General features: G+C 68.9%; 11 protein-coding genes and 2 rRNA genes (1 of these 13 only partly in view). 1 reads left to right on the top strand and 12 read right to left on the bottom strand.

All coding sequences use genetic code 11. From position 1 onward, the window contains the following. Window positions 1-61: 61 nt before the first annotated feature. From ACQPZQ_RS09140 to ACQPZQ_RS09125, 4 genes are all read right to left on the bottom strand, one after another. Window positions 62-658: a thiamine pyrophosphate-dependent enzyme gene (locus tag ACQPZQ_RS09140; RefSeq protein WP_433294026.1), complete on the bottom strand. Its 597-nt coding sequence runs from the start codon at window positions 656-658 to the stop codon at window positions 62-64. Then, window positions 658-1,185 carry a phosphonopyruvate decarboxylase gene (locus ACQPZQ_RS09135; protein WP_433294024.1) on the bottom strand — a complete coding sequence of 176 codons (528 nt, stop codon included), beginning with the start codon at window positions 1,183-1,185 and terminating at the stop codon, window positions 658-660. The genes ACQPZQ_RS09140 and ACQPZQ_RS09135 overlap by 1 nt, the downstream gene beginning before the upstream one ends. A 94-nt stretch (window positions 1,186-1,279) precedes the next feature. Next, window positions 1,280-2,611, bottom strand: coding sequence for a branched-chain amino acid ABC transporter substrate-binding protein (locus ACQPZQ_RS09130; RefSeq protein ID WP_433294022.1), 1,332 nt, complete (start codon window positions 2,609-2,611; stop codon window positions 1,280-1,282). Window positions 2,612-2,669: 58 nt separating this feature from the next. Beyond that, the gene (locus tag ACQPZQ_RS09125; protein ID WP_433294020.1) at window positions 2,670-3,872 is read right to left on the bottom strand and encodes a PLP-dependent aminotransferase family protein; all 1,203 of its coding nucleotides are present in this window, start codon (window positions 3,870-3,872) and stop codon (window positions 2,670-2,672) included. A gap of 188 nt (window positions 3,873-4,060) precedes the next feature. Between ACQPZQ_RS09125 and ACQPZQ_RS09120 the strand changes: the two genes are divergently transcribed. Beyond that, the gene (locus ACQPZQ_RS09120) at window positions 4,061-4,585 is read left to right on the top strand and encodes an Lrp/AsnC family transcriptional regulator (protein WP_433294018.1); all 525 of its coding nucleotides are present in this window, start codon (window positions 4,061-4,063) and stop codon (window positions 4,583-4,585) included. 14 nt (window positions 4,586-4,599) lie between these two features. On the opposite strand, the gene ACQPZQ_RS09115 is transcribed toward ACQPZQ_RS09120, so the two are convergent. From ACQPZQ_RS09115 to ACQPZQ_RS09080, 8 genes are all read right to left on the bottom strand, one after another. Beyond that, on the bottom strand, window positions 4,600-5,226 hold the full coding sequence (locus tag ACQPZQ_RS09115) for a hypothetical protein (protein ID WP_433294016.1): 627 nt from the start codon (window positions 5,224-5,226) through the stop codon (window positions 4,600-4,602). 43 nt (window positions 5,227-5,269) lie between these two features. Next, window positions 5,270-5,686: an acyl-CoA thioesterase gene (locus ACQPZQ_RS09110; RefSeq protein ID WP_433294014.1), complete on the bottom strand. Its 417-nt coding sequence runs from the start codon at window positions 5,684-5,686 to the stop codon at window positions 5,270-5,272. A 73-nt stretch (window positions 5,687-5,759) separates the two neighbouring features. Further along, window positions 5,760-10,523: an NAD-glutamate dehydrogenase gene (locus ACQPZQ_RS09105; RefSeq protein WP_433294012.1), complete on the bottom strand. Its 4,764-nt coding sequence runs from the start codon at window positions 10,521-10,523 to the stop codon at window positions 5,760-5,762. 149 nt (window positions 10,524-10,672) lie between these two features. Continuing rightward, window positions 10,673-15,604, bottom strand: coding sequence for a hypothetical protein (locus ACQPZQ_RS09100; RefSeq protein WP_433294010.1), 4,932 nt, complete (start codon window positions 15,602-15,604; stop codon window positions 10,673-10,675). A gap of 58 nt (window positions 15,605-15,662) precedes the next feature. Continuing rightward, complete coding sequence (gene ettA, locus ACQPZQ_RS09095; RefSeq protein WP_433294008.1) at window positions 15,663-17,339, bottom strand: energy-dependent translational throttle protein EttA; 1,677 nt, start codon at window positions 17,337-17,339, stop codon at window positions 15,663-15,665. A gap of 25 nt (window positions 17,340-17,364) precedes the next feature. Continuing rightward, window positions 17,365-17,946, bottom strand: a complete 582-nt coding sequence (ssb, locus tag ACQPZQ_RS09090; protein ID WP_433294006.1) for a single-stranded DNA-binding protein — start codon at window positions 17,944-17,946, stop codon at window positions 17,365-17,367. Between the two features lie 225 nt (window positions 17,947-18,171). Further along, window positions 18,172-18,288, bottom strand: a 5S ribosomal RNA gene (gene rrf / locus ACQPZQ_RS09085). A 110-nt stretch (window positions 18,289-18,398) separates the two neighbouring features. Then, window positions 18,399-20,986: ribosomal RNA gene (locus ACQPZQ_RS09080) — 23S ribosomal RNA — on the bottom strand; it runs 527 nt beyond the window's last position.

The following is a 20,986-nucleotide window of genomic DNA, read 5'->3' as shown; positions in this document are numbered from 1 at the left end:
AGGGTGCGGGACGGCCGCCGGTCCGCCCCCATGCCGGCTCTCGAGATGCAGTGACAGCGTCCTAGAAGGTGTCGAACCCGAGCGCGGCCCGGAACCGGTTCTTGATGTGGACTCCGTCGCGCGCCGGCAGGGCCCGGGGCGGCTCATCCGTGTCGATGAGGACCTGGGTGAAGGTAGGGCCGCGCCGAGCGGCGATCCGCTCGGCCACCCCGTTCGTGCCGTCCTGGCGGTCGACGCGCACCGAGTCGGCGATGCCGAACCCCCGGGCCACCGCCGACAGATCAGTGCCGAGGCCGGTGTGGCTCGGCTGCATCCCGGTCTCGCCGTAGTGCCCGTTGTCCAGCACCACGACGTTGAGGTTCGCCGGCTGCTGAACGCCGACCGAACCGAGCGCGCCGATGCCCATCAGCTGCTCGCCGTCACCGGTCAGCACGACGACCGGCACGTTCCGCTGAGCAAGCGCGAGCCCGAGACCCACCGGCACGGCGGCCCCCATCGCCCCCCAGAGATAGAAGTTGCGATCGCGGTCGCCCGCGGCGAACAGGTCGTAGGACGGGGACCCGAGCCCGGTCACGAACAGCGTGTCGGCCGGGACGGCCGCGACCAGGGCGGCGACGAATGCCCGCCGGTCGATCCGGGTCCGCGCGACGGTCGTCATCAGTTGCGCTCCCACTTCTTGCGTCCGATCAGGCTCTGGCTCAGCAACACCGCGTTGCGCTCGCCGGCGAGGAAGGTCGACTCCAGCGCGGCGCCGACGATCTCCCCGACCTCGTCGGGGCGCTCGGCCCGGTGGACGTTGATGCCCATCAACTCCAGGACGCCCTGCGTGCGCCGCCCCATCGGCCCCTGCCACGGATTGAACTCCGCGTACTCACCGCGCATCGTCACCAGCGTCAGGAAGGGGAAACGGCAGCTGTCGAGCAGCGAGAACATGTTCACGCAGTTGCCGACGCCGCTGCTCTGCATCAGCAGCGCGGCCCGCTGCCCACCCAGCCAGGCCCCGGCGACCACGCCGACGCCCTCCTCCTCCGTCGTGAGCACGACGTCGGTGATGTCCGGGTCGCTGCGCGCCGCGCTGAGCGCGTACGAGTGGCCCGCGTCCGGCACGAACGCGATCTGCCTGATCCCGCCCTGCTTGAGGACGTCGAACACGTCCTTCTGCCACGAGTGGTCGACGGTCTCCATGCGGCTCCTCTGATGTTGCGTTGTCGAACTGCCCAGCACGGGAGTACTCCAGCAGTGGGCACCGACGCCAGCGCGAGCGTCAGTGCCCGGGAGCTCAGCCGTCGAAGGTGCCGGTCTCCACCGGCGCGAAGTCGCCGCCCTGCACCGCGTAGACGGTGAGCACCTTGTTGGTGGTGTCGCCGAACTCGTCGAACGACACGTGGCCGGTGGCGCCGTCGAAGTTCGTCTGCTGCACCGCGTCGATCAGCTCCTGCCGACGGGAACTGGTGAAGTCGCCTCTGCTGACGACCTTTGCCAGCGCAGCGATCACCGTGTTGGCCGAGTCGTAGGACAGCGCCCCGTAGACGCTCTCCGGCTCCGCGTACCCCGCCGCCGCGTACTGGTTCAGGAACGACCTGGCGCTGGGCACGCTCCGTGCCGGTGCGCCGATGCTGGTGGCCAGGTCGCCCTGCCGACCGCCGAGAGCGATGTACTGCTTGTCGTTGACGGCGTCGCCGCCCATCAGCGGAATCGCCAGCCCGGCATCGGCCAACTGCTTCGACAACGGCCCGGCCACCGGATACTCACCGCCGTAGAACACCACATCCGGGTTCGTCGGACGAATCCTGGCGATCACACCGGAGAAGTCGGTGTCGTGCTCGCCCACCCTTTCCCGGGCGACCACCTCGGCGCCCAGCTGCTGCACCTCCGGCACGAATGTCTGCGTCAGCCCCACACCGTAGGTCTTGCCGTCATCGATCACGGCAATCCGCTTCTTGCCCGCTTTCTGCACCAGATACTGCGCACCGAACGGACCCTGTAGCAGATCCGTCGTCGCCAACCGGAAGTATGTCGGGAACTGCCGCTTCGGCGCTGCCGCATCCGGACCCAGCGTCAACGTCGGACTGGTGTTCGCGGGCGAGATCTCCACGATGTTCTCCCGCGCCAGGATCGGAGCGGCCGTCTGCGCCGTCGACGAGTTGGCGGTTCCCAACACCGCAGCAACGTTCGGATCCGACGCCAGGGTCGTGGCCGCCTGGGCCGCCACCTGCGGAACCGACTGGTCATCCTCCGGCTGGAGCGCCAACCGATACCCCGGTACGGCGCATTTGTCGTTCGCCTGCCGGATCGCGAGGTCTGCTGCGTTCCTCATACCCAACCCGGTCGCCGATACGCCACCGGAGAGCGGCACGATCATGCCGATGACCAGTGTTCCTTTGCTGGTGCCGCACGAGTCGCCGGAATCCTCGTCGCCCGACTGGTTCGTACCGCACGCCGTAATCAGTATCACTCCGGCCAGAGCTGTGCCGGTCCAGGCGAACACACGTTTTCGAATCATTTTCGCTATCTTCCCCTCTCGGTGCACAACACGAGCGGTCTTCGCTGCGCGCGGCGATGTCGCCCTGTTGGAGCCGCAGCAATGCATTTTCGACGCGAATAGCTCCACGACGCGAACGACGTTGTCGTACTGCTCACGTGCAGGATCCGGTTGACCGTAAGGACGGTCAGGAGGCGACCAGTGCCGCCAGGCGGGCGACACCTTCTGTCAGATCGGAGAGCTCGGCGCTGCTGAAGGACAGCCGCAGGTACTGGCGGAAGCGCCCGGCAGCATCGAAGAGCGGGCCGGGGACGTAGACGACACCCGCTGCCACGGCACGGTCTGCGAGTGCGGTGGTGTCGACCGCCTCCGGTGCGGACAGCCAGGTGAAGAACCCGCCGGCCGGAACCGTCCAGGTGACACCGGGAGGCATGCGCTCTTCGAGAGCACCGAGCATCGTGGCGCAGCGGTGGGCGTAGGTCTGCCGCAGCCGCACCAGATGCCGTTCGAGTTCGCCGCTACGGATCATCTCCGCGGCCAGTTGCTGCCCGAGCGCACCCGCGCACTGGTCGGTGTTCTGCTTCGCGGCGACCATCGCGTCGACCACCGACGGCGGCCCCGCCGCCCACCCCAGACGTACCCCGGGGAAGAAGATCTTCGAGAACGTGCCGATCTGCACCACGACGTCCGGAGCCAGCGACCAGAGACTGTCCTCCCGGGCACCGCTGAACGACAGGTCCCGGTACGCGACGTCCTCGACGACGAGGACCCCGTACCGCCGGGTCAGCTCCACGAGCTCGCGGCGCCGCCGGGCGGACATGCTGATCCCGGCCGGATTGTGGTGATCGGGGATCGTGTAGAGCAGCTTCGGCCGGATTCCGGTGCCCAGCAACGCGGCGAGAGCGTCCACGTCGAGACCGTCCCCATCCATCGGCACGGTCCGGATATCAGCGTGTTGACCGCGAAACGCCATGATGGCGCCGAGATAGGTCGGAGCCTCGACGACCACGGCGTCACCGGGCTCGATGAAGGACCGGGACAGCAGCCCGAGCGCGTCGATGCCGCCGCTGGTGACCATCAGCTCGTCATCACCGGGCCGCCGGTCGCCGGTGGTCTCCCGCCAGCCGGCGATCGCATCGCGGACGCCTGCCAGACCCCGGGTCGGCGCGTACTGCATCGCGCTCACCGGATCGATCCTCATGAGATGCGCGGTGACGGCAGCGACGCGGGCTGCGGGAAACATCGCTGGATCCGGCAGGCCTCCCGACAGCTTGATCACCCCGTGCATCTGCGACTGCGCCATGATCGCCGCGATCGCCCCGCCGCTGGGCCCGCCGACGGGCACCGCCAGCCTGCGGGACCAATCCGGAGCGTTCTGCGTCAGCGCCATCTCTCCTCCTCGGCCCAGTCGGGGCTCATCGGGTGGTCGGTCGGACGAGCAGCGGCGCCGGAGCTGTTCGACACAGGGCCATTCGTTGAGCAACGATGCAAGGTGCCGAACGAGAGGGTCAACTGTTCCCCTCTGGACTGCGCAAATGGGTCAACTCGCAGGTCCAGACCGGCCGTGAGGTGAGCAATATGGTGAACACGAACCGGGTGGCGTTGGACCGGCTCGACGTCGAACTGCTCGGCATCCTCACGCGAGACGCGCGGGTCGGTGTCGTCGAGCTCGCGTCGAAACTGGGCGTCGCGCGCAACACCGTGCAATCCCGGCTGCGCCGCATGGAGGCCGAAGGGCTCCTTCACGGGTACCGGCTGGACGTGGACCTCGAGCAGGCGGGGGCCTCGGTGCTCGCGTTCATGGCCGTCGAGCTGGTGCAGGGGCGGCAGCGACATGTCATCAGGGAGATGTCCGCGCTGCCCGAGGTGTTGGAGATCAACACCACCACGGGACGGGAGGATCTCCTCGTTCGGCTGGCCACCGAGTCGCACGCCAGCCTGCAGGAACTGATCGAACGGCTGCTCTCGATCTCCGGCGTGACCCGAGCGACCACCTCGCTCGCCCTGTCGAACCCGCTTCCCTATCGCGTTCAACCGCTGCTGGAGAAGATCACGGAGGGCGCGGGATGGGGCCGGTCGACGCCACCACCGCGACCCGAGTGACGCACCGTGCGGCGTCAGGCCAGCAGCAGAGGCAGCGTCGTGACGCGGCGACGGACCACAGCGCCGTAGCGGGCGTCGAGCCGCAGCCAGCTTCCGGTGGCCGAGACGCGCACCGCGCCGGCGCCGGTGTCGCCCAGGAACCCCATGCCGGACAGCGCGAAGAGGCAGCGCAGCGGGATCTTGACCACGGGCCCTGCCGAGTTGGTCACGGTGAGCACCGTCTGATCCAGCAACGAGGCCGGCGGACCGAGCGGCCCCGCGTTCTCCCTGGCCAGCGCGAGCCCACGCTCGGTCACCGCGTCGACCTCCGCGGCCGGCACGTCGTCCACGGGTGCCCAGCCCTCGTCCGGCGGCAGGTCCCCCGGCCACAGCCCACCGGCTCCGGGGTCGACCGTCTCGGCACGGTCCACGGTGAGCGCCGTGAGCAGACTGGTACCCGGCACCGTGACGTCGGCGGGATCGAGCGTGCCGTGCACCGAGCGCGAGGCCAGCACGTCGAACGGGGTGGTGGCCCACGCCGTGACGGTGCCGCCGCTCGCCCGCAGCCGCACGATCGCCGCCTGGTCGAGCCGGACCACCCGCGCCACGAAAGCTCCGAGATCGCCCCGCTCAGCGGGGTCGGGAACGGTGAGCGCTGTCATCACTCCGCCTCCGCGGAAAAGGGTACGGCCGTCATCAGGCGGGTCATGCGGCCCACCTCCCCAGGAAAACGCGCTCGTCGTCGGTCAGCCGTCGCGGCCGCTGCGCCGCGAGGTCGAAGGTGGCCATCCGCGTCCAGGCCTCGACGGCCACCGGATCGCTCTCCTCCGGTCCGTCGTGCATCTCGTAGCAAATCCGGAACGACGCCGCACGCACCTCGTCCACCCACATCCCCACCCGCAACGGGTGTGGTCGATACGGGATCTGCCGCCGGTACTCCATGTTCAGACCGGCGACGAGCAACCCGTGGGTGAAGCCGAGTATCCCCTCGGCCGCCGCAGTCTCGAAGAACAGATCGATCCGCGCCTCCTCCAGCAACGTCACCGCGCGGGCGTGGTTGAGATGCCGGTAGGAGTCCTGATCGGTCCAGCGCAGGGGCACCTGCGTGACGAAGCGAGTCACGCCACTCACCCTTTCAGGACGGTCCGGACGGCCGGGCACCCAGGGTGCCCGATCCGTCCGGCCGACGACTGGTTCAGCGAGCGAGCCCGCGCAGCTGCCGGGAGATCACCGAGAGCGTTGCGAGGTCGAGCTGCCCCGCCGAGCCGACCTCGTGCAACGCTGCCCGCGCACGCACCAAGCGGGAGGCGTTCGCCTTCTCCCACTGCGCGATGGCCGCGTCCACCGGAGTGCCCGGCGCTGCCTCGCGCAGTCCGTCGAGGGTGATCGCCCGCAGCGACGCGTACAGGTCGTCACGCAGCGCGAGCCGGGCCAGCGCATGCCAGCGGTCGCCGCGTTCCAGCGCGGAGACCGACGTCAGGGCCACGTCGATGCCGAGGTGCTCGGACAGGCCGAGGTACAGGGCCGCCACCTCGTGTGGCTCGCGCGGCTCCCGGTCGCGCTCCGCCAGCTCCGTCAGCTCGACGACGTCGAGCATCCCGTAGCCGTACATCAGCGCCGCTGCCCGCAACGCGAGGTCCTCGGGCACGCCGGCCGACCGCAGCTCCGCCGACCGCTTCTCGACGGCGAGAAGCTCCCGGCCGCGCATCAGCCGTGGCAGCTCGGCGCGCAGCTCCCGCACCGTGTCGGCGAAGCGCGCGGTCTCCGCGGCGACGGCCAGCGGCTGCGGCCGGTTGGTGAGGAACCAGCGCGACGCCCGGTCGAGCAGCCGCCGCGTCTCCAGCACGATCTGGTCCGACACCGCCGTGGGGATCTCCGGTGCGCGGACGGCCTCCCACAGCTCGGGCAGGTCGAACACGGTGGTGGTCACGGCGTAGGCCCGCACGGCGTCGGCGGCGTCGGCCGAGAGTTCTTCGCCGAGGCGGAACGCGTAGGTGATGCCTGCGCCGTCGACCATCTCGTTGACCAGCTGCGTGGTCACGATCTCCCGCCGCAGCGGGTGGCCGGTGATCGCCGCGGGGAAGCGGCTGCGCAGCGGGTGCGGGAAGTACTCCGGGAGCCGGGCGGCGAACGTCACGCTGTCGGGAAGGTCCGTCGCCAGCACCTGGGTGGTCAGGTCGAGCTTGGTGTGCGCGAGCAGCGTGGCGAGCTCCGGGCTGGTCAGGCCCGCACCCGCGGCCTCGAGCGCGGCGAAGCCCCTCTTGTCGGGCAGCACCTCGAGCTTTCGGTCCAGCCCGTGACGTACCGCAAGGTCGCTGGTGAGCCTGCCGTGCACGTTGACCATCGCCGAGGCGTGCGCCCGCGCGATGCCCAGCACCGCGTTCTGGTCGCGGTTGTCGTGCAGCACGAGATCCGACACCTCGTCGGTCATCTCGACGAGCAGGGCGTCCCGACCGGTCTTGTCCAGCTCTCCCGCTGCGACGAGCCGGTCGAGCAGGATCTTGATGTTGACCTCGTGGTCGGAGCAGTCGACGCCCGCCGAGTTGTCGATGGCGTCGGTGTTGATCTTGCCCCCGCGGCGGGCGTACTCGATGCGCCCGCGTTGGGTCAGCCCGAGGTTGCCGCCCTCGCCCACCACCTTCACGCGCAGTTCGGCGGCGTCGGCCCGCACGGCGTCGTTCGCCTTGTCCCCCGCGTCGGCGTTCGACTCGTCGGTGGCCTTCACGTAGGTGCCGATCCCGCCGTTCCACAGCAGGTCGGCCGGGGCCCGCAGGATCGCCGCGATCAGCTCCGGCGGGCTCAGCCTCGACACGTCCTCGGCGAGCCCCAGCGCGGCCCGGATCTCCGGCCCGACGGGCACGGACTTCGCCGATCGGGGCCAGACGCCACCACCCGCGCTGATCACCGAGCGGTCGTAGTCGTCCCACGACGACCGCGGCAGCGCGAACATCCGCTCCCGCTCGGCGAAGCTCCGCGTCGCGTCGGGGGACGGGTCGACGAAGACGTGCCGGTGGTCGAACGCCGCGAGCAGCCGGATGTGCGGCGACAGCAGCATCCCGTTGCCGAACACGTCGCCGGACATGTCGCCGACGCCGACGACGGTGAACTCCTGGGTCTGCGTGTCGATCCCGAGCTCACGGAAGTGGCGCTTGACGCTCTCCCATGCGCCCTTCGCCGTGATGCCCATGGCCTTGTGGTCGTAGCCGACCGACCCACCGGAGGCGAACGCGTCGCCCAGCCAGAAGCCGTAGGACGCGGCCACCTCGTTGGCCGTGTCGGAGAACCGGGCCGTGCCCTTGTCGGCCGCGACCACGAGGTAGGAGTCGTCCGCGTCGTGGCGGACCACACCGGTCGGCGGGATCGTGACGCTCGGCTTGCCCTCGTGGCTGACCAGGTTGTCGGTCAGGTCGAGCAGGCCGGAGATGAAGGTGCGGTAGCAGTACTCGACCTCGTCGGGGCCGGGGTCGGCCCGGCGCACGATGAACCCGCCCTTGGCCCCGACCGGCACGATCACCGCGTTCTTGACCGCCTGCGCCTTGACCAGACCCAGGATCTCGGTGCGGTAGTCCTGCGGACGGTCGGAGTAGCGCAGACCGCCCCTGGCGACCGGCCCGAACCGCAGGTGAACGCCCTCCATCCGCGGCGAGTACACGAAGATCTCGAACTTCGGCCGTGGCGCCGGCATGTCGGGCACCGCGGTCGGATCGACCTTGAACGAGAAGAAGGGACGCTCGCGAAACCAGTTGGTGCGCAGCGTGGCGCTGATCATCGCCAGGTAGGAGCGCAGGATGCGGTCGGCGTCGAGGCCCGTGACGGCGTCGATCAGCCCCCGCACCTCGGTGAGCGCCGCATCCATCTCCCGCTCGCGGTCGTCGAGAGCCGGGTCGAAGCGGGCCCGGAACAGCGCGAGGAGGGCTCGTGCCACATCAGGCTGCGCGAGCAGCGTGTCGGCCATGTACTGCGCCCCGTAGGGCGAGCCGAGCTGCCGGGCGTAGCGGGCGTAGGCGCGCAGCACGGCGACCTCACGCCACGGCAGCCCGGCCCGCAACACGAGCGCGGAGAACCTGTCGGTCTCGGCGTCACCCCGCCACGCGGCGCTGAACGCCATGCAGAAGCCGCGTTCGATCGCATCCTCGGTGCGCTCGGCCAGCACGGCGCTCGTGGCGTCGTCGACCTGGAGCCCGAAGTCGTAGAGCCAGCAGCGCAACCCGTCGGCCCGGACGAACTCCGACGGGCGCTCGTCGAGCACCTCCACACCGAGCTGCTGCAGCAGCGGCAGCACCGAGGTCAGCGTGGCGGGCGCCCCTGCGAGGTAGAGGCTGAACCGCCGGTCCACGCTCCCGGCCGACGGACCCTGCGCCGTGTAGAGGCGCACATCGAACGCGCCGGGACCGGCCAGTGCAGCGACCCGGCGCAGGTCCTCGACGGCGTGCTGCGGTGCCACGGCCGCCTTGTAGGGCTCCGGCACGCCAGGCAGGAGAGCGGCGAAATCCGCTGCCCCGGGCTGGCTGAGCAACCGGTCGTCCCACGTGCGGGCGGCCTCGGTCAGCTCGTCCTGCAGCGCCTGCACGTCGACGTCACCGAAGCCGGACGCATTCGTATCCGTGTGCACCGTGAAGTGCACGAGAGCGAGGTTCGACTCCGAGACGCGGGCGTTCTGATCCACGCTGCGCCCGCCGAGGCTGCGTTGCAGCACGTCGGCCATCCGGAGCCGGGACGCGGGGGTGTAGCGGTCGCGGGGGAGGTAGACGAGACAGGAGATGAACCGCCGGTAGGGGTCGGGCCGCAGGAACAGCCGCACCGCACGCCGCCCGGCCACGGCGAGCACACCTACCGCTGTGTCGTGCAGGCGCTGCTCGCTCGCGCTGAACAGCTCCTCCCGCGGCAGCCCGGAGATCACCTCGAGCATCTGCTGACCGGAGTAGGACTCCAGCGGGAACCCGGCACGGTGGATGGCTTTACGCACCCTGCGCTCGATGACCGGGATGTCGAGGACGCTCTCGTACAGCGCCGCCACCGTGAGCATGCCGAGGAAGCGGTGCTCGCCGACGAGCCGTCCGTCGGTGTCGACGGTGCGCACGGCCAGGTAGTACGGGTGCACGGGCCGCAGCGGGCTCAGCGCATTGGCGCGCGTGAGCACCAGGACGTCACCTGGGCCGTCACCGAGGTCGACCCGGGGGGTGAAGGTCTCGGTGATCCCCTTCTCGCCGCGCAACACGCCCAGCCCGGACTCGGGGACGGCTCGCAGCTCCGCTGAGTCATCCGGCACCGTGTAGCAGCGGTAGCCGAGGAACGTGAAGTGGTCGTCGGCGAGCCAGCGCAGCAGCTCCGCGACGTCGGCCGGGTCCGTGCCACCGGGCACGGCAGGCTGCGCGGGCAGCGCGTCGGCAACCTCCCTCGCCTTGGCGGCCATGGGCTCGACGTCGTCGACCACCTCACGCACATCGCGCAGCACCCGGCCGAGCTCGCGCTCCAGCTCCGCGGAGTCGATCTGGGCGGGGGTCAGGTCGAGGTGGATCCACGACTCCACGAGCGCACCCGGTGGCGGAGCGGCCGGATCGGCCTCCGTCAGCACCTCGGTCAACGCACCCTCGTCGGTGCGGCGCACGACGACGATGGGGTGGATCAGCCGCTGCACATCGCCGCCCACCCGGCCGACGCCGGCCAGCAGCGACTCCACCAGGAACGGCATGTCGTCGGTGACGATCTCCACCACGAGCCCCACCTGGCCGCTCGAGTCCGGAGCGGGCTCAGGTGCACGCACCCGGATCAGCGGCTCGCCACGGGCCCGTAGCCGGGCGAGCTCGAGATGCCCGCGAGCGGCAGCCCGCAGCAAAGGCAGATGATCGCCCCGCTCCAGGTCAGGGGCGTGGCGGGCGTAGAGCGCCCCCAGGTCGGTCAGCTCGGGGTCCGGCGCGGGAACTGAGTCCCGTTCACGGGTCCGGCTCGTCACAGGCAACTCCGGAGATCGACGGCGGCCAGGTCTTTCAGGCCGGTCACCACGGGTTCCCCCATGCCGACCTTGCCACCCTAGCCCCGTCGGCCTAATGGTCGGTTGCCCCTACGACAGCTCCCGCCTGTTGGGAACGCGCCTGGTCAGACACATGCTCAGATGCCCCGGTAGGCAGCGAGGGCACCCGCGAGGAGGTCCGCGATCCCGAGACCTTCCGTCGACTGGATCTCCTCCTGCGCCGGTCGGGACGGGTTCTCCGTGCCGTCGCGGCGGTGCCGGTTGCCTTCGGAGCCCGCCTCCCCGGCCGCGCGGAACGGTGTGCGGCCATCGGCCTCGTGCCGGCCACCCGCCCCCGACTCTCCGCCCGAGTCCCGTTCCGTGACGCCACCGGACGGGGACGGCTTCCCGGTGTCACCCGAGGACGTGTCCGCTGACCGCGAGCCCTCCCCCGAGCCGCGTGCACGTGACGACGCAGCGGGATCGGCATCTCGCGCAGAACCATTCAGGGCCCCGGCCCCCGAACGCCGACCGGCACCATTCTTCGCGCCGGTGCCGGACACACGCTTCCCCCGGGAACCCCCGCCGGACGCCTCAGCTGCATCCAGACCGCTCTTCGTCGACGAGCCGGACTCCCGCCCCGCACGCTGCGACCGAGCACCCGAGGGCTCACTCACACCCGCCGCTGAGCCGGACGCGCGAGTCCCTTGCGAGCCTGCAGCCGAGGAGTCACGAACATCGGAGCCCCCGGGCGAGAAGGACTCATCCGACGCCGCGTCAACCGACGAGCCATCTCGCCCCGCAGTCCGGTTCGAGGACCCGCGGAGAGCACCGCCGTGCTGCGACCCGGACCGCGATGTGCCCTCCGCCGGCGCGTCGCCGGACTCCTCGTGGTCGGCATCGTGAACGGCGTGAGTCGAACGAACCGCCCAGCCACCGTTCTCCGGCCCGTCACGGACATCATCAGGCCCGGCGTCGTGAGTGTCTCCCGGCGCATCGCTGGAGGTCTCCCGCCCGGCGTTACGCGTCGAGCGGGCCGAAGGTGCACCCTTCCCCAGCCCATCACCGGAGCCCTCACCGCCGGCATCGCCGGGCGAGCGGAAGGCGGACGCACCGTTTCCCGGCGCATCGCTGGGATACTCCCGCCCGGCGTTGCGCGTCGAGCGGGCCGAAGGTGCACCCTTCCCCCGCGCATCGCCGGAACCCTCACCGCTCGCACCGCGGGTCGAACGGAACGCGGACGCACCATCCCCCAGCGCGTCGCCGAAACGATTCCCGCCGATATCGCCGGGCGAGCCCACCGCAGATGCACCCTTCCCCAGCCCATCACCGGAGCCCTCACCGCCGGCATCGCCGGGCGAGCGGAAGGCGGACGCACCGTTTCCCGGCGCATCGCTGGGATACTCCCGCCCGGCGTTACGCGTCGAGCGGGCCGAAGGTGCACCCTTCCCCGGCCCCTCGCTGGAGTCCTCCCGCCGAGAGTCCTGCAGCGAATGGGCCGCCGTTGCACCGTTCCTCGGTAAGTCGCTGGGTTCGCCGCGGTCGCTGTCCCGGGTGCGGCCGGGGCTGCTCTCGCGAGAGCGCCGCCGTGACGAGCCGTTCACCGTGCCGGTGTCGCGCGCCGCAGAGCGGGCCGCTGCGCCGAGGTCACCCCAGGTCCCGTGGGCACTGCGGCCGTTTCCGGCCTGGCCGACGTGCTTCCGCTCGGGCGTCGCCGACCTGCTGGTGACGCTGTCCAGTCGCTGCATGATCTGCGCACCGACGGGGCCGTCCGCGTCGTGCACCGCGGCCCGCAGGTGCGCCCCCGGCATGTCCTCGCCGGAGGTGACGCCCGACAGCAGTCCGGGCAGCGTCCGATGCATCCAGGCCACGGCATCGCCGTGCTCCCATCCCGAGAGCACCACAGACAGCGCGTCCGCCTCGTCGAACCGGAGCCGGGCGCCGGGCGGCAGCCTGTCGATCAGCCGATCGGCCAAGGACCGGACGACGGCAGCGGCGCGCTTACCGGCGAACCGGCGACCGTCCCTGACCACGTCGATCGCGACGACGCTCCCCTCGACGTCCGGAGCCGCAGGCGCCGGCGCCGCGTCGGCGGGATTCGACCGTTTCCGGATGCGCTCCAGATCGGCGAGCGCAGCGTTCAGCCAGGCCTCGGGGTTCGCGACGGCAGAGACGGCGGACTCGCGTTCCGGTGTGGGCTCCATGGCGGCCGATCCCGCGTCCGAGCTGCCATTCCGACGACCTTTCCGAACGCCCCCGCCCTGCTCGTCGGCACTCGGCACGATCGACCACTGCCCGGTTGCCCAGGGATCGTCCAGCCGGTGCTTGCGCCGTCCGTTGCGCGGGGCGTCGGCACGTCCAGGACCCGGCTCGTCACGTCGGCCACGCCCACCAGAGGCGTCTCCGCCCTGGTCATCGCGCGAACGGCCGAGGCCGCGCGACGCTCGGTCGGCGCCACGGCCGCCACCGTCCCTCCGGCGCGACCACGAGCCCGACGTACCGTTCGTGGGCCGCTCCCGCTCGTCGGAGGAATGAGTCCCGGCGGAACGGCTGTCGGCGCCGCCCCGTTCGCCGCGCAGAAGATCGTCATCCGATCTACCGCCGCGCCGGCCGCTCGTGCCGAGCACGTCCCCATGCAGGTCGCCTGCCAGCCAATCCGCGCCGGTCAGCGGCGCGTCATGGTGCCGGTCGCCGCCCGAGTGGCTGCCGGACCCGAGTTCGTCCCGACGGGGGCCGGCCGCGAGCCAGTCCACGCCGGTCAGCGAGTCGTCGTGCTGCCGATCGCGGTTGTCCCGACCGATGCGACGGACGTTGGCCAAGCCGTTGCGGAGCGAGCGCCCGTTCGACGCACCGGTCGGCGGCTGCTCGTCCTGGCGGTCGCGGCCCGACCGTGCGCTTCCCCGGCCGTTGCGCCGGACGCCACTGCTCGACCGGCCGGTCAGCCAGTCCTCCGCAGTGAGTGAGTTGTGCTCAGGACGGCCGCGGTCACGGAGACCGGCGCCGCCGCGCGCGCCTCCGTCCAGGCCCTCCGCCGAACGGTCGGCGCTGAACGGCCGGTCGTCCTCGGCATCTGATGGACCACGGCCTGCGGGGCTGGTGCCGAACTCCTTGCGCGAGGCGCCCGCCAACCACTCCGCGCTGGTCAGCATCCCGTCGTCCGGGCCGTCGGACCGGCCTCGGCCCGATCGACCGTTCACCCGATCCGCACCCGTCCGACGGTCGAACCTCGACCAGTTGCGCCCGGCGCCGTTCGAGCCACCGTTCAACCAGTCCAACCCCGTCAGCGGGTCCTCATCGCGCAGGCCGTTCTCAGTGCGCGGACTGCCGCTGCCGTTGCGCCGGCGCCTCGCACGATCGATCACGTGGTCGGCACCGGTTGCCAGGTCGTCCTGCGGGTCGACACTCGACCTGCCCCGCACGCGGCTGCCGGGTTCGAACAGGTCATCGCCCGCGCCAGTCGGCTTGTCGTCCTGCCTAGGATCGCGCTCCGACCGGCCCAGGCCCTCACGACGGCCGAAGGCGAAAAGATCCCTGCCCGGTCCGCTCGACGAATCCGCGCCGGTCCGGCGGGCGTCATTGCGCTGCTCCGCCTGTGTCCGATCACGGCTTCCGCGTCGGCTGCCTGCGATCAGATCCGCACCAGAGCCGCTCGACGGCGAATCCGCGCGTGTCGGCTCGCGGTCTTCCGGCCGGCCATCGAGACGACTGCCGCGCCGGCCGTTGGACGTGGGCGGTGCGCTCTCGCCCGCCCAGTCACCCTCCAGCCAGCTGTCGCCAGGCCTGCTGCTGTCGGACCAGACCGCTCCTAACGGGTCGCTCTCAGCCACGTCCTCCTCAGCGTGCCCGGTTCCGTTCGGACCGGACCGGAGACTCCGGAACAGCAGGTCGCCGATGGGGCACTCGGCGGAGGCGTCGTTCCAGCCGGCCGTCCACTCGCCGTGCAGGTCGTCGTTCAGCGGGTCCGTCGGGTGGACGGCCCCGTTGCGTCCGGCACTCCGTCCGCCTTCTTCTGCCTTCGCGGGTTCGTCGGCCGACAGCGTCGCTGCCGGAAGAGCGGCGAGCGTGGCACGGAGCCTTCCAGTTCGGTCGCTGTCACGGATTTCGGCGGCGTCACCGAGCCGCATCGCCTCCTGCGCCGCGACCGACCGCCCTGCTTTCGCCTGCACGGCGGCGAGGGCGGAGCGGCACACCGCCTCGAGGTCCGGCACATCACTGTCGGCAGCATCGCGCGCAGCCTGCTCCAGTGCCTCGACGGTGCCCGGCTCGACGCCGCCGGTCGTGACCGTTCTGGCAACCGTCAGCCGGAGGCGAGCGAGGTGCCTGCTGGGCCGCGCGGGCTCGGAGAGCCTCGGCATCAGCGGGAGGCAACCCTCGCGGGCCTCGTCCACGCGACCGGCGTCGAGCAGTGCTGAGATCCACTCCGCTGCCAACGCCGCGGCGAGGTGCGCCGACGGTGTGCCCGGTGTGTCCGATCCCCGGCTGCGCTCCAAGCGGGCGAGCCCCTCAGCGGCGTGCTCGACCGCGGTGTCGGGCCGGTCGGCCGCGCGCTGGGCTGCGGCCCTGATCAGGGCCACGGATGCGGCACCGATCTCCCCGTAGGGAGCCTCCACCTGTGACCATGCCTGCTCGGCCCGGCGCAGCGCGTCGGCGACGAGGTCGGGAGCGTCGTCCACCGCGCACCGAGCGAGGACGCAGAACGCATCAGCCTGCGCCTCGGGTGCGGTGGCGTCCGCGGTGACCGGCGCGACGAGGCTCCGCGCGAGGTCCCGCTCCCCCACTCGGCCGGCCGCAAGCGCCAACTCCACGCGCAGCCGGTGAGCCGACGGGCCCGCCAGGGGCGCCGCGCCCCACCGGGGCAGTTCCTCCACGATGTCGGACGCCATCGTGCGCCCGTCGCCGGTGGCCAGGCGCGCGTTCAACGCCCAGCCTGCAGCGGTGAGCCACAGGTCCCGCTCGCCGACCAGGGACGCCCATTCGAGCACGTGGTCGGCGAGCGCCGCGGTGAGGTCCGGCCGGACCCAGCGGAGTGAGGAGGCAACCGCGAGGAGGTCGGGCTTTCCAGCTTTGGCAGCTCCGCCAGGCAACCCCACGTGACCTCCTGATGCCACCCGGCTGATCCTGATCCACCAGCCGGGTGAGCCTAAGCGTTCAGTCGCGCGTGAGCTTACGGTGGGTCACTCTGTGGGGACGCGCGGCGTCGGCTCCGAGACGATCGACCTTGTTCTTCTCATACGCCTCGAAGTTGCCCTCGAACCAGAACCACGACGCCGGGTTCTCGTCTGTGCCCTCCCACGCGAGGATGTGGGTGACCACACGGTCGAGGAACCACCGGTCGTGCGAGATGACCACCGCACACCCGGGGAACTGCTCGAGCGCGTTCTCCAGCGACGACAGCGTCTCGACGTCGAGGTCGTTGGTGGGCTCGTCGAGCAGGATCAAGTTGCCGCCCTGCTTGAGCGTGAGCGCCAGGTTCAGCCGGTTGCGCTCACCGCCGGACAGGACGCCTGCGGGCTTCTGCTGATCCGGCCCCTTGAAGCCGAACGCCGCGACGTACGCCCGCGAGGGCATCTCGACCTGGCCGACCTTGATGTGGTCGAGCCCGTCGGACACGACCTCCCACACGTTCTTCTTCGGGTCGATGCCCGCACGGTTCTGGTCGACGTACGACAGGCGCACCGTCTCGCCGACCCGCACGTCTCCCGAGTCGGGCTTCTCCAGTCCGACGATCGTCTTGAAGAGCGTGGTCTTGCCGACCCCGTTGGGGCCGATGACGCCGACGATGCCGTTGCGGGGCAGGGAGAACGACAGGTCCTTGATGAGCACGCGACCGTCGAAGCCCTTGTCCAGGTGGTCGACCTCGACGACGACATTGCCCAGCCGCGGGCCCGGCGGGATCTGGATCTCCTCGAAGTCGAGCTTGCGGTACTTGTCGGCCTCCGCCGCCATCTCCTCGTAGCGCTGGAGCCGGGCCCGGCTCTTGGCCTGCCGAGCCTTGGCACCGGACCGGACCCAGGCGAGCTCCTCCACCAACCGCTTCTGCAGCTTGGCGTCCTTGCGGCCTTGAACAGCGACGCGCTCGGCCTTCTTCTCGAGGTACGTCGAGTAGTTGCCCTCGTACGGGTACGTGCGCCCGCGGTCGAGCTCGAGGATCCACTCAGCGACGTTGTCGAGGAAGTACCGGTCGTGCGTGACCGCCAGGATCGCGCCGGCGTAGCTGGCCAGGTGCTGCTCGAGCCACAACACGCTCTCGGCGTCGAGGTGGTTGGTGGGCTCGTCGAGCAACAGGAGATCGGGCTTGCTCAGCAGCAACTTGCACAGCGCCACGCGGCGGCGCTCGCCACCGGAGAGCTGAGTGACCGGAGAGTCCGGTGGCGGGCACCGGAGCGCGTCCATCGCCTGCTCGAGCTGGGAGTCGAGCTCCCAGGCGTCGTTGTGATCGAGAATCTCCTGGAGCTGACCCATCTCCTCCATCAACGCATCGGAGTAGTCGGTGGCCATCAACTCGGCGATCTCGTTGTACCGGTCGAGCTGTTGCTTGATCTCGCCCAGCCCTTCCTCGACGTTGCCGAGGACCGTCTTCTCCTCATTGAGCGGCGGCTCCTGTTGAAGGATGCCGACAGTGGCACCAGGCGCCAACATGGCGTCGCCGTTGTTGGGTTGTTCCAGGCCGGCCATGATCTTCAAAACGGTCGACTTCCCCGCGCCGTTCGGCCCCACCACGCCGATTTTCGCGCCCGGCAGGAAGTTCAACGTCACGTTGTCGAGGATGACCTTGTCGCCGTGGGCCTTCCGGACCTTCTGCATGCTGTAGATGAACTCCGCCACGTCAACGATGGTAGTTCCGTCCACCTCAGGCCCCCACGCCCGCCTCCAGCGGCGCAGACCGCGTGGCGGGGAAACCGCCACCGGTCGTCGCAGGTCCACGGGCATGCGGCGCACCCGGCTGTGACTCCCACCCCGCCTCGCCGCCGACCGGATCCGGTGGGCGGTCGCCGGCGCCTCCCGCTCTTCCGCCGGATTGCGGACCGTTGTCCGGGCCGCCTACGGGTGACGCTGCCCCGGCACCGCTGGACCGCGAAGGACGGGTGACCACGGCCGTGGAACGGGCCAGGTCGGGGCCCACCGTGTGGCCTTCCATCTCGACGGCGCTCTGGCGCTTCCCGTCCTTCTCCCAGCTGCGGGTGAACAACTTGCCGTGGATGATGACCGGGTCGCCCACGCCGAGCGAGCGGTGCACGTTCTCGGCGAGCGCCCGCCAGCAGGTGACTTGCAGGTAGAGGCTCTCGCCGTCGCGCCACGACCCCGTGTCGCGATCGCGCCTCCGCTCGGTGGTGGCCACCCGAAAGCTCGCAAGAACCGTGCCGTCCTGAAGATTGCGCAGATCCACGCGCGTGGCGATGTTGCCGACAACGGTGGTGTAGGTCTCGTGCATCTCTCTCCTTGCTCGCTGGTGATCCCGCGAGAACGAGAGTGCGCTCCTGCAGCCGGCCGAACCAGATGGTCAGCAGTTCTGTGGACAGCCGCGGCTCGAGGTGGACAACTCCACGCCCGCGCCGCCGGGCAGCCACAGACTGTCGCCCCAGACAGCGAAGCTGGCTCAAAAATGCATAAAAAGTGGGCCCCCGCCTTCCGGCGGGGGCCCACAACAAACGTTGAATGTCGGCGACGACCTACTCTCCCACACCCTAACGAGTGCAGTACCATCGGCGCTGGAGGGCTTAGCTTCCGGGTTCGGGATGGGACCGGGCGTTTCCCCTCCGCCACAACCACCGACAACACTATCAACTTATGGCCGAACAAACAGTGGATGCGAGAGTTCCGCACCCCGACCACACAATGTGCTTTGTGTGTTCAGGGTCGCACAGTGGATGCAAACAACTTGTCATGAACAAGCCCTCGGCCTATTAGTACCAGTCAACTCCACCCCTCACAGGGCTTCCATCTCTGGCCTATCAACCCAGTGGTCTGCTGGGGGCCTTAACCACGCAAGGTGGTGGGAGACCTCATCTTGGAACGAGCTTCCCGCTTAGATGCCTTCAGCGGTTATCCCTTCCGAACATAGCCAACCAGCCGTGCCCCTGGCGGGACAACTGGCACACCAGAGGTTCGTCCGTCCCGGTCCTCTCGTACTAGGGACAGCCTTCCTCAAGTCTCCTACGCGCGCGGCGGATAGGGACCGAACTGTCTCACGACGTTCTAAACCCAGCTCGCGTACCGCTTTAATGGGCGAACAGCCCAACCCTTGGGACCTACTCCAGCCCCAGGATGCGACGAGCCGACATCGAGGTGCCAAACCATGCCGTCGATATGGACTCTTGGGCAAGATCAGCCTGTTATCCCCGGGGTACCTTTTATCCGTTGAGCGACACCCCTTCCACCAGGAGGTGCCGGATCACTAGTCCCGACTTTCGTCCCTGCTCGACCTGTCAGTCTCACAGTCAAGCTCCCTTGTGCACTTACACTCAACACCTGATTGCCAACCAGGCTGAGGGAACCTTTGGGCGCCTCCGTTACATTTTGGGAGGCAACCGCCCCAGTTAAACTACCCACCAGGCACTGTCCCTGAACCAGATCATGGCCCGAGGTTGAGACACCCAATTCGACCAGAGTGGTATTTCAACAACGACTCCACAACCACTGGCGTGGCCGCTTCACAGTCTCCCACCTATCCTACACAAGCCGAACCGAGCACCAATACCAAGCTATAGTAAAGGTCCCGGGGTCTTTCCGTCCTGCCGCGCGTAACGAGCATCTTTACTCGTAGTGCAATTTCGCCGAGTCTGTGGTCGAGACAGCGCCCAAGTCGTTACGCCATTCGTGCAGGTCGGAACTTACCCGACAAGGAATTTCGCTACCTTAGGATGGTTATAGTTACCACCGCCGTTTACTGGCGCTTAAATTCTCCGCTTCGCCCCGAAGAGCTAACAGGTCCTCTTAACGTTCCAGCACCGGGCAGGCGTCAGTCCGTATACATCGTCTTGCGACTTCGCACGGACCTGTGTTTTTAGTAAACAGTCGCTTGGGCCTGGTCTCTGCGGCCGCCCAGCCCTAGCCCGCGAAGAGCTTCAAACCAGACGGCCCTCCTTCTCCCGAAGTTACGGAGGTATTTTGCCGAGTTCCTTAACCACAGTTCACTCGATCGCCTCGGTATTCTCTACCTGACCACCTGTGTCGGTTTAGGGTACGGGCCACAACAGCACTCGCTAGAGGCTTTTCTCGGCAGCATGGGATCATCCTACTTCGCCTCAATCGGCTACGCGTCACCTCTCACCCTGATGACATCCGGATTTGCCTAGATGTCGGGCTACGGGCTTACACCAGTACTACCATTCACTGGCGGGACTACCCTCCTGCGTCACCCCATCGCTTGCCTACTACCGGATCGGGTCCCACGCTCCCCCGACAAGGACTCCCGAAGGACTCCAAGCGAGTTCGGATGGTCAGCATCACCGGCCTCAGCACGGACGCACTGTCACGGGCACGGGAATATCAACCCGTTGTCCATCGACTACGCCTGTCGGCCTCGCCTTAGGTCCCGGCTCACCCTGGGCGGATTAACCTGGCCCAGGAACCCTTGGTCATTCGGCGGCAGAGGTTCTCACTCTGCATTCGCTACTCATGCCTGCATTCTCACTCGCACACCCTCCACGACTCAATCACTCGGCCGCTTCACCGGATGCACGACGCTCCCCTACCCAACACCACGACTACACCCAGCTCCTCGAAAAGAACCAGGCGGATCTCTAGTGGCATTGCCACGGCTTCGGCGGTGCGCTTGAGCCCCGCTACATTGTCGGCGCAGGACCACTTGACCAGTGAGCTATTACGCACTCTTTAAAGGGTGGCTGCTTCTAAGCCAACCTCCTGGTTGTCTGGGCGATCCCACATCCTTTCCCACTTAGCGCACGCTTAGGGGCCTTAGCCGGTGATCTGGGCTGTTTCCCTCTCGACTACGAAGCTTATCCCCCGCAGTCTCACTGCCGCGCTAGAAATACCGGCATTCGGAGTTTGGTTGAGTTCAGTAAGCTTGTCGGCCCCCTAGCCCATCCAGTGCTCTACCTCCGGCATCCACCACACGACGCTGCACCTAAATGCATTTCGGGGAGAACCAGCTATCACGGAGTTTGATTGGCCTTTCACCCCTACCCACAGCTCATCCCCCAGGTTTTCAACCCTGGTGGGTTCGGGCCTCCACGACGTCTTACCGACGCTTCACCCTGGCCATGGGTAGATCACTCCGCTTCGGGTCTATACCCCGCGACTACACGCCCTATTCGGACTCGCTTTCGCTACGGCTACCCCACACGGGTTAACCTCGCCACGAAGCATAACTCGCAGGCTCATTCTTCAAAAGGCACGCCATCACCCCAGAAAGGCTCTGACGGCTTGTAGGCACACGGTTTCAGGTACTATTTCACTCCCCTCCCGGGGTACTTTTCATCTTTCCCTCACGGTACTCGTCCGCTATCGGT

Source organism: Pseudonocardia sp. CA-142604 (genome assembly GCF_050948475.1).
Taxonomy (GTDB): Bacteria; Actinomycetota; Actinomycetes; order Mycobacteriales; family Pseudonocardiaceae; genus Pseudonocardia; species Pseudonocardia alaniniphila.
The sequence above is the reverse complement of the archived record's forward strand: the minus strand, read 5'-3'. Positions and strand labels throughout refer to the sequence as shown.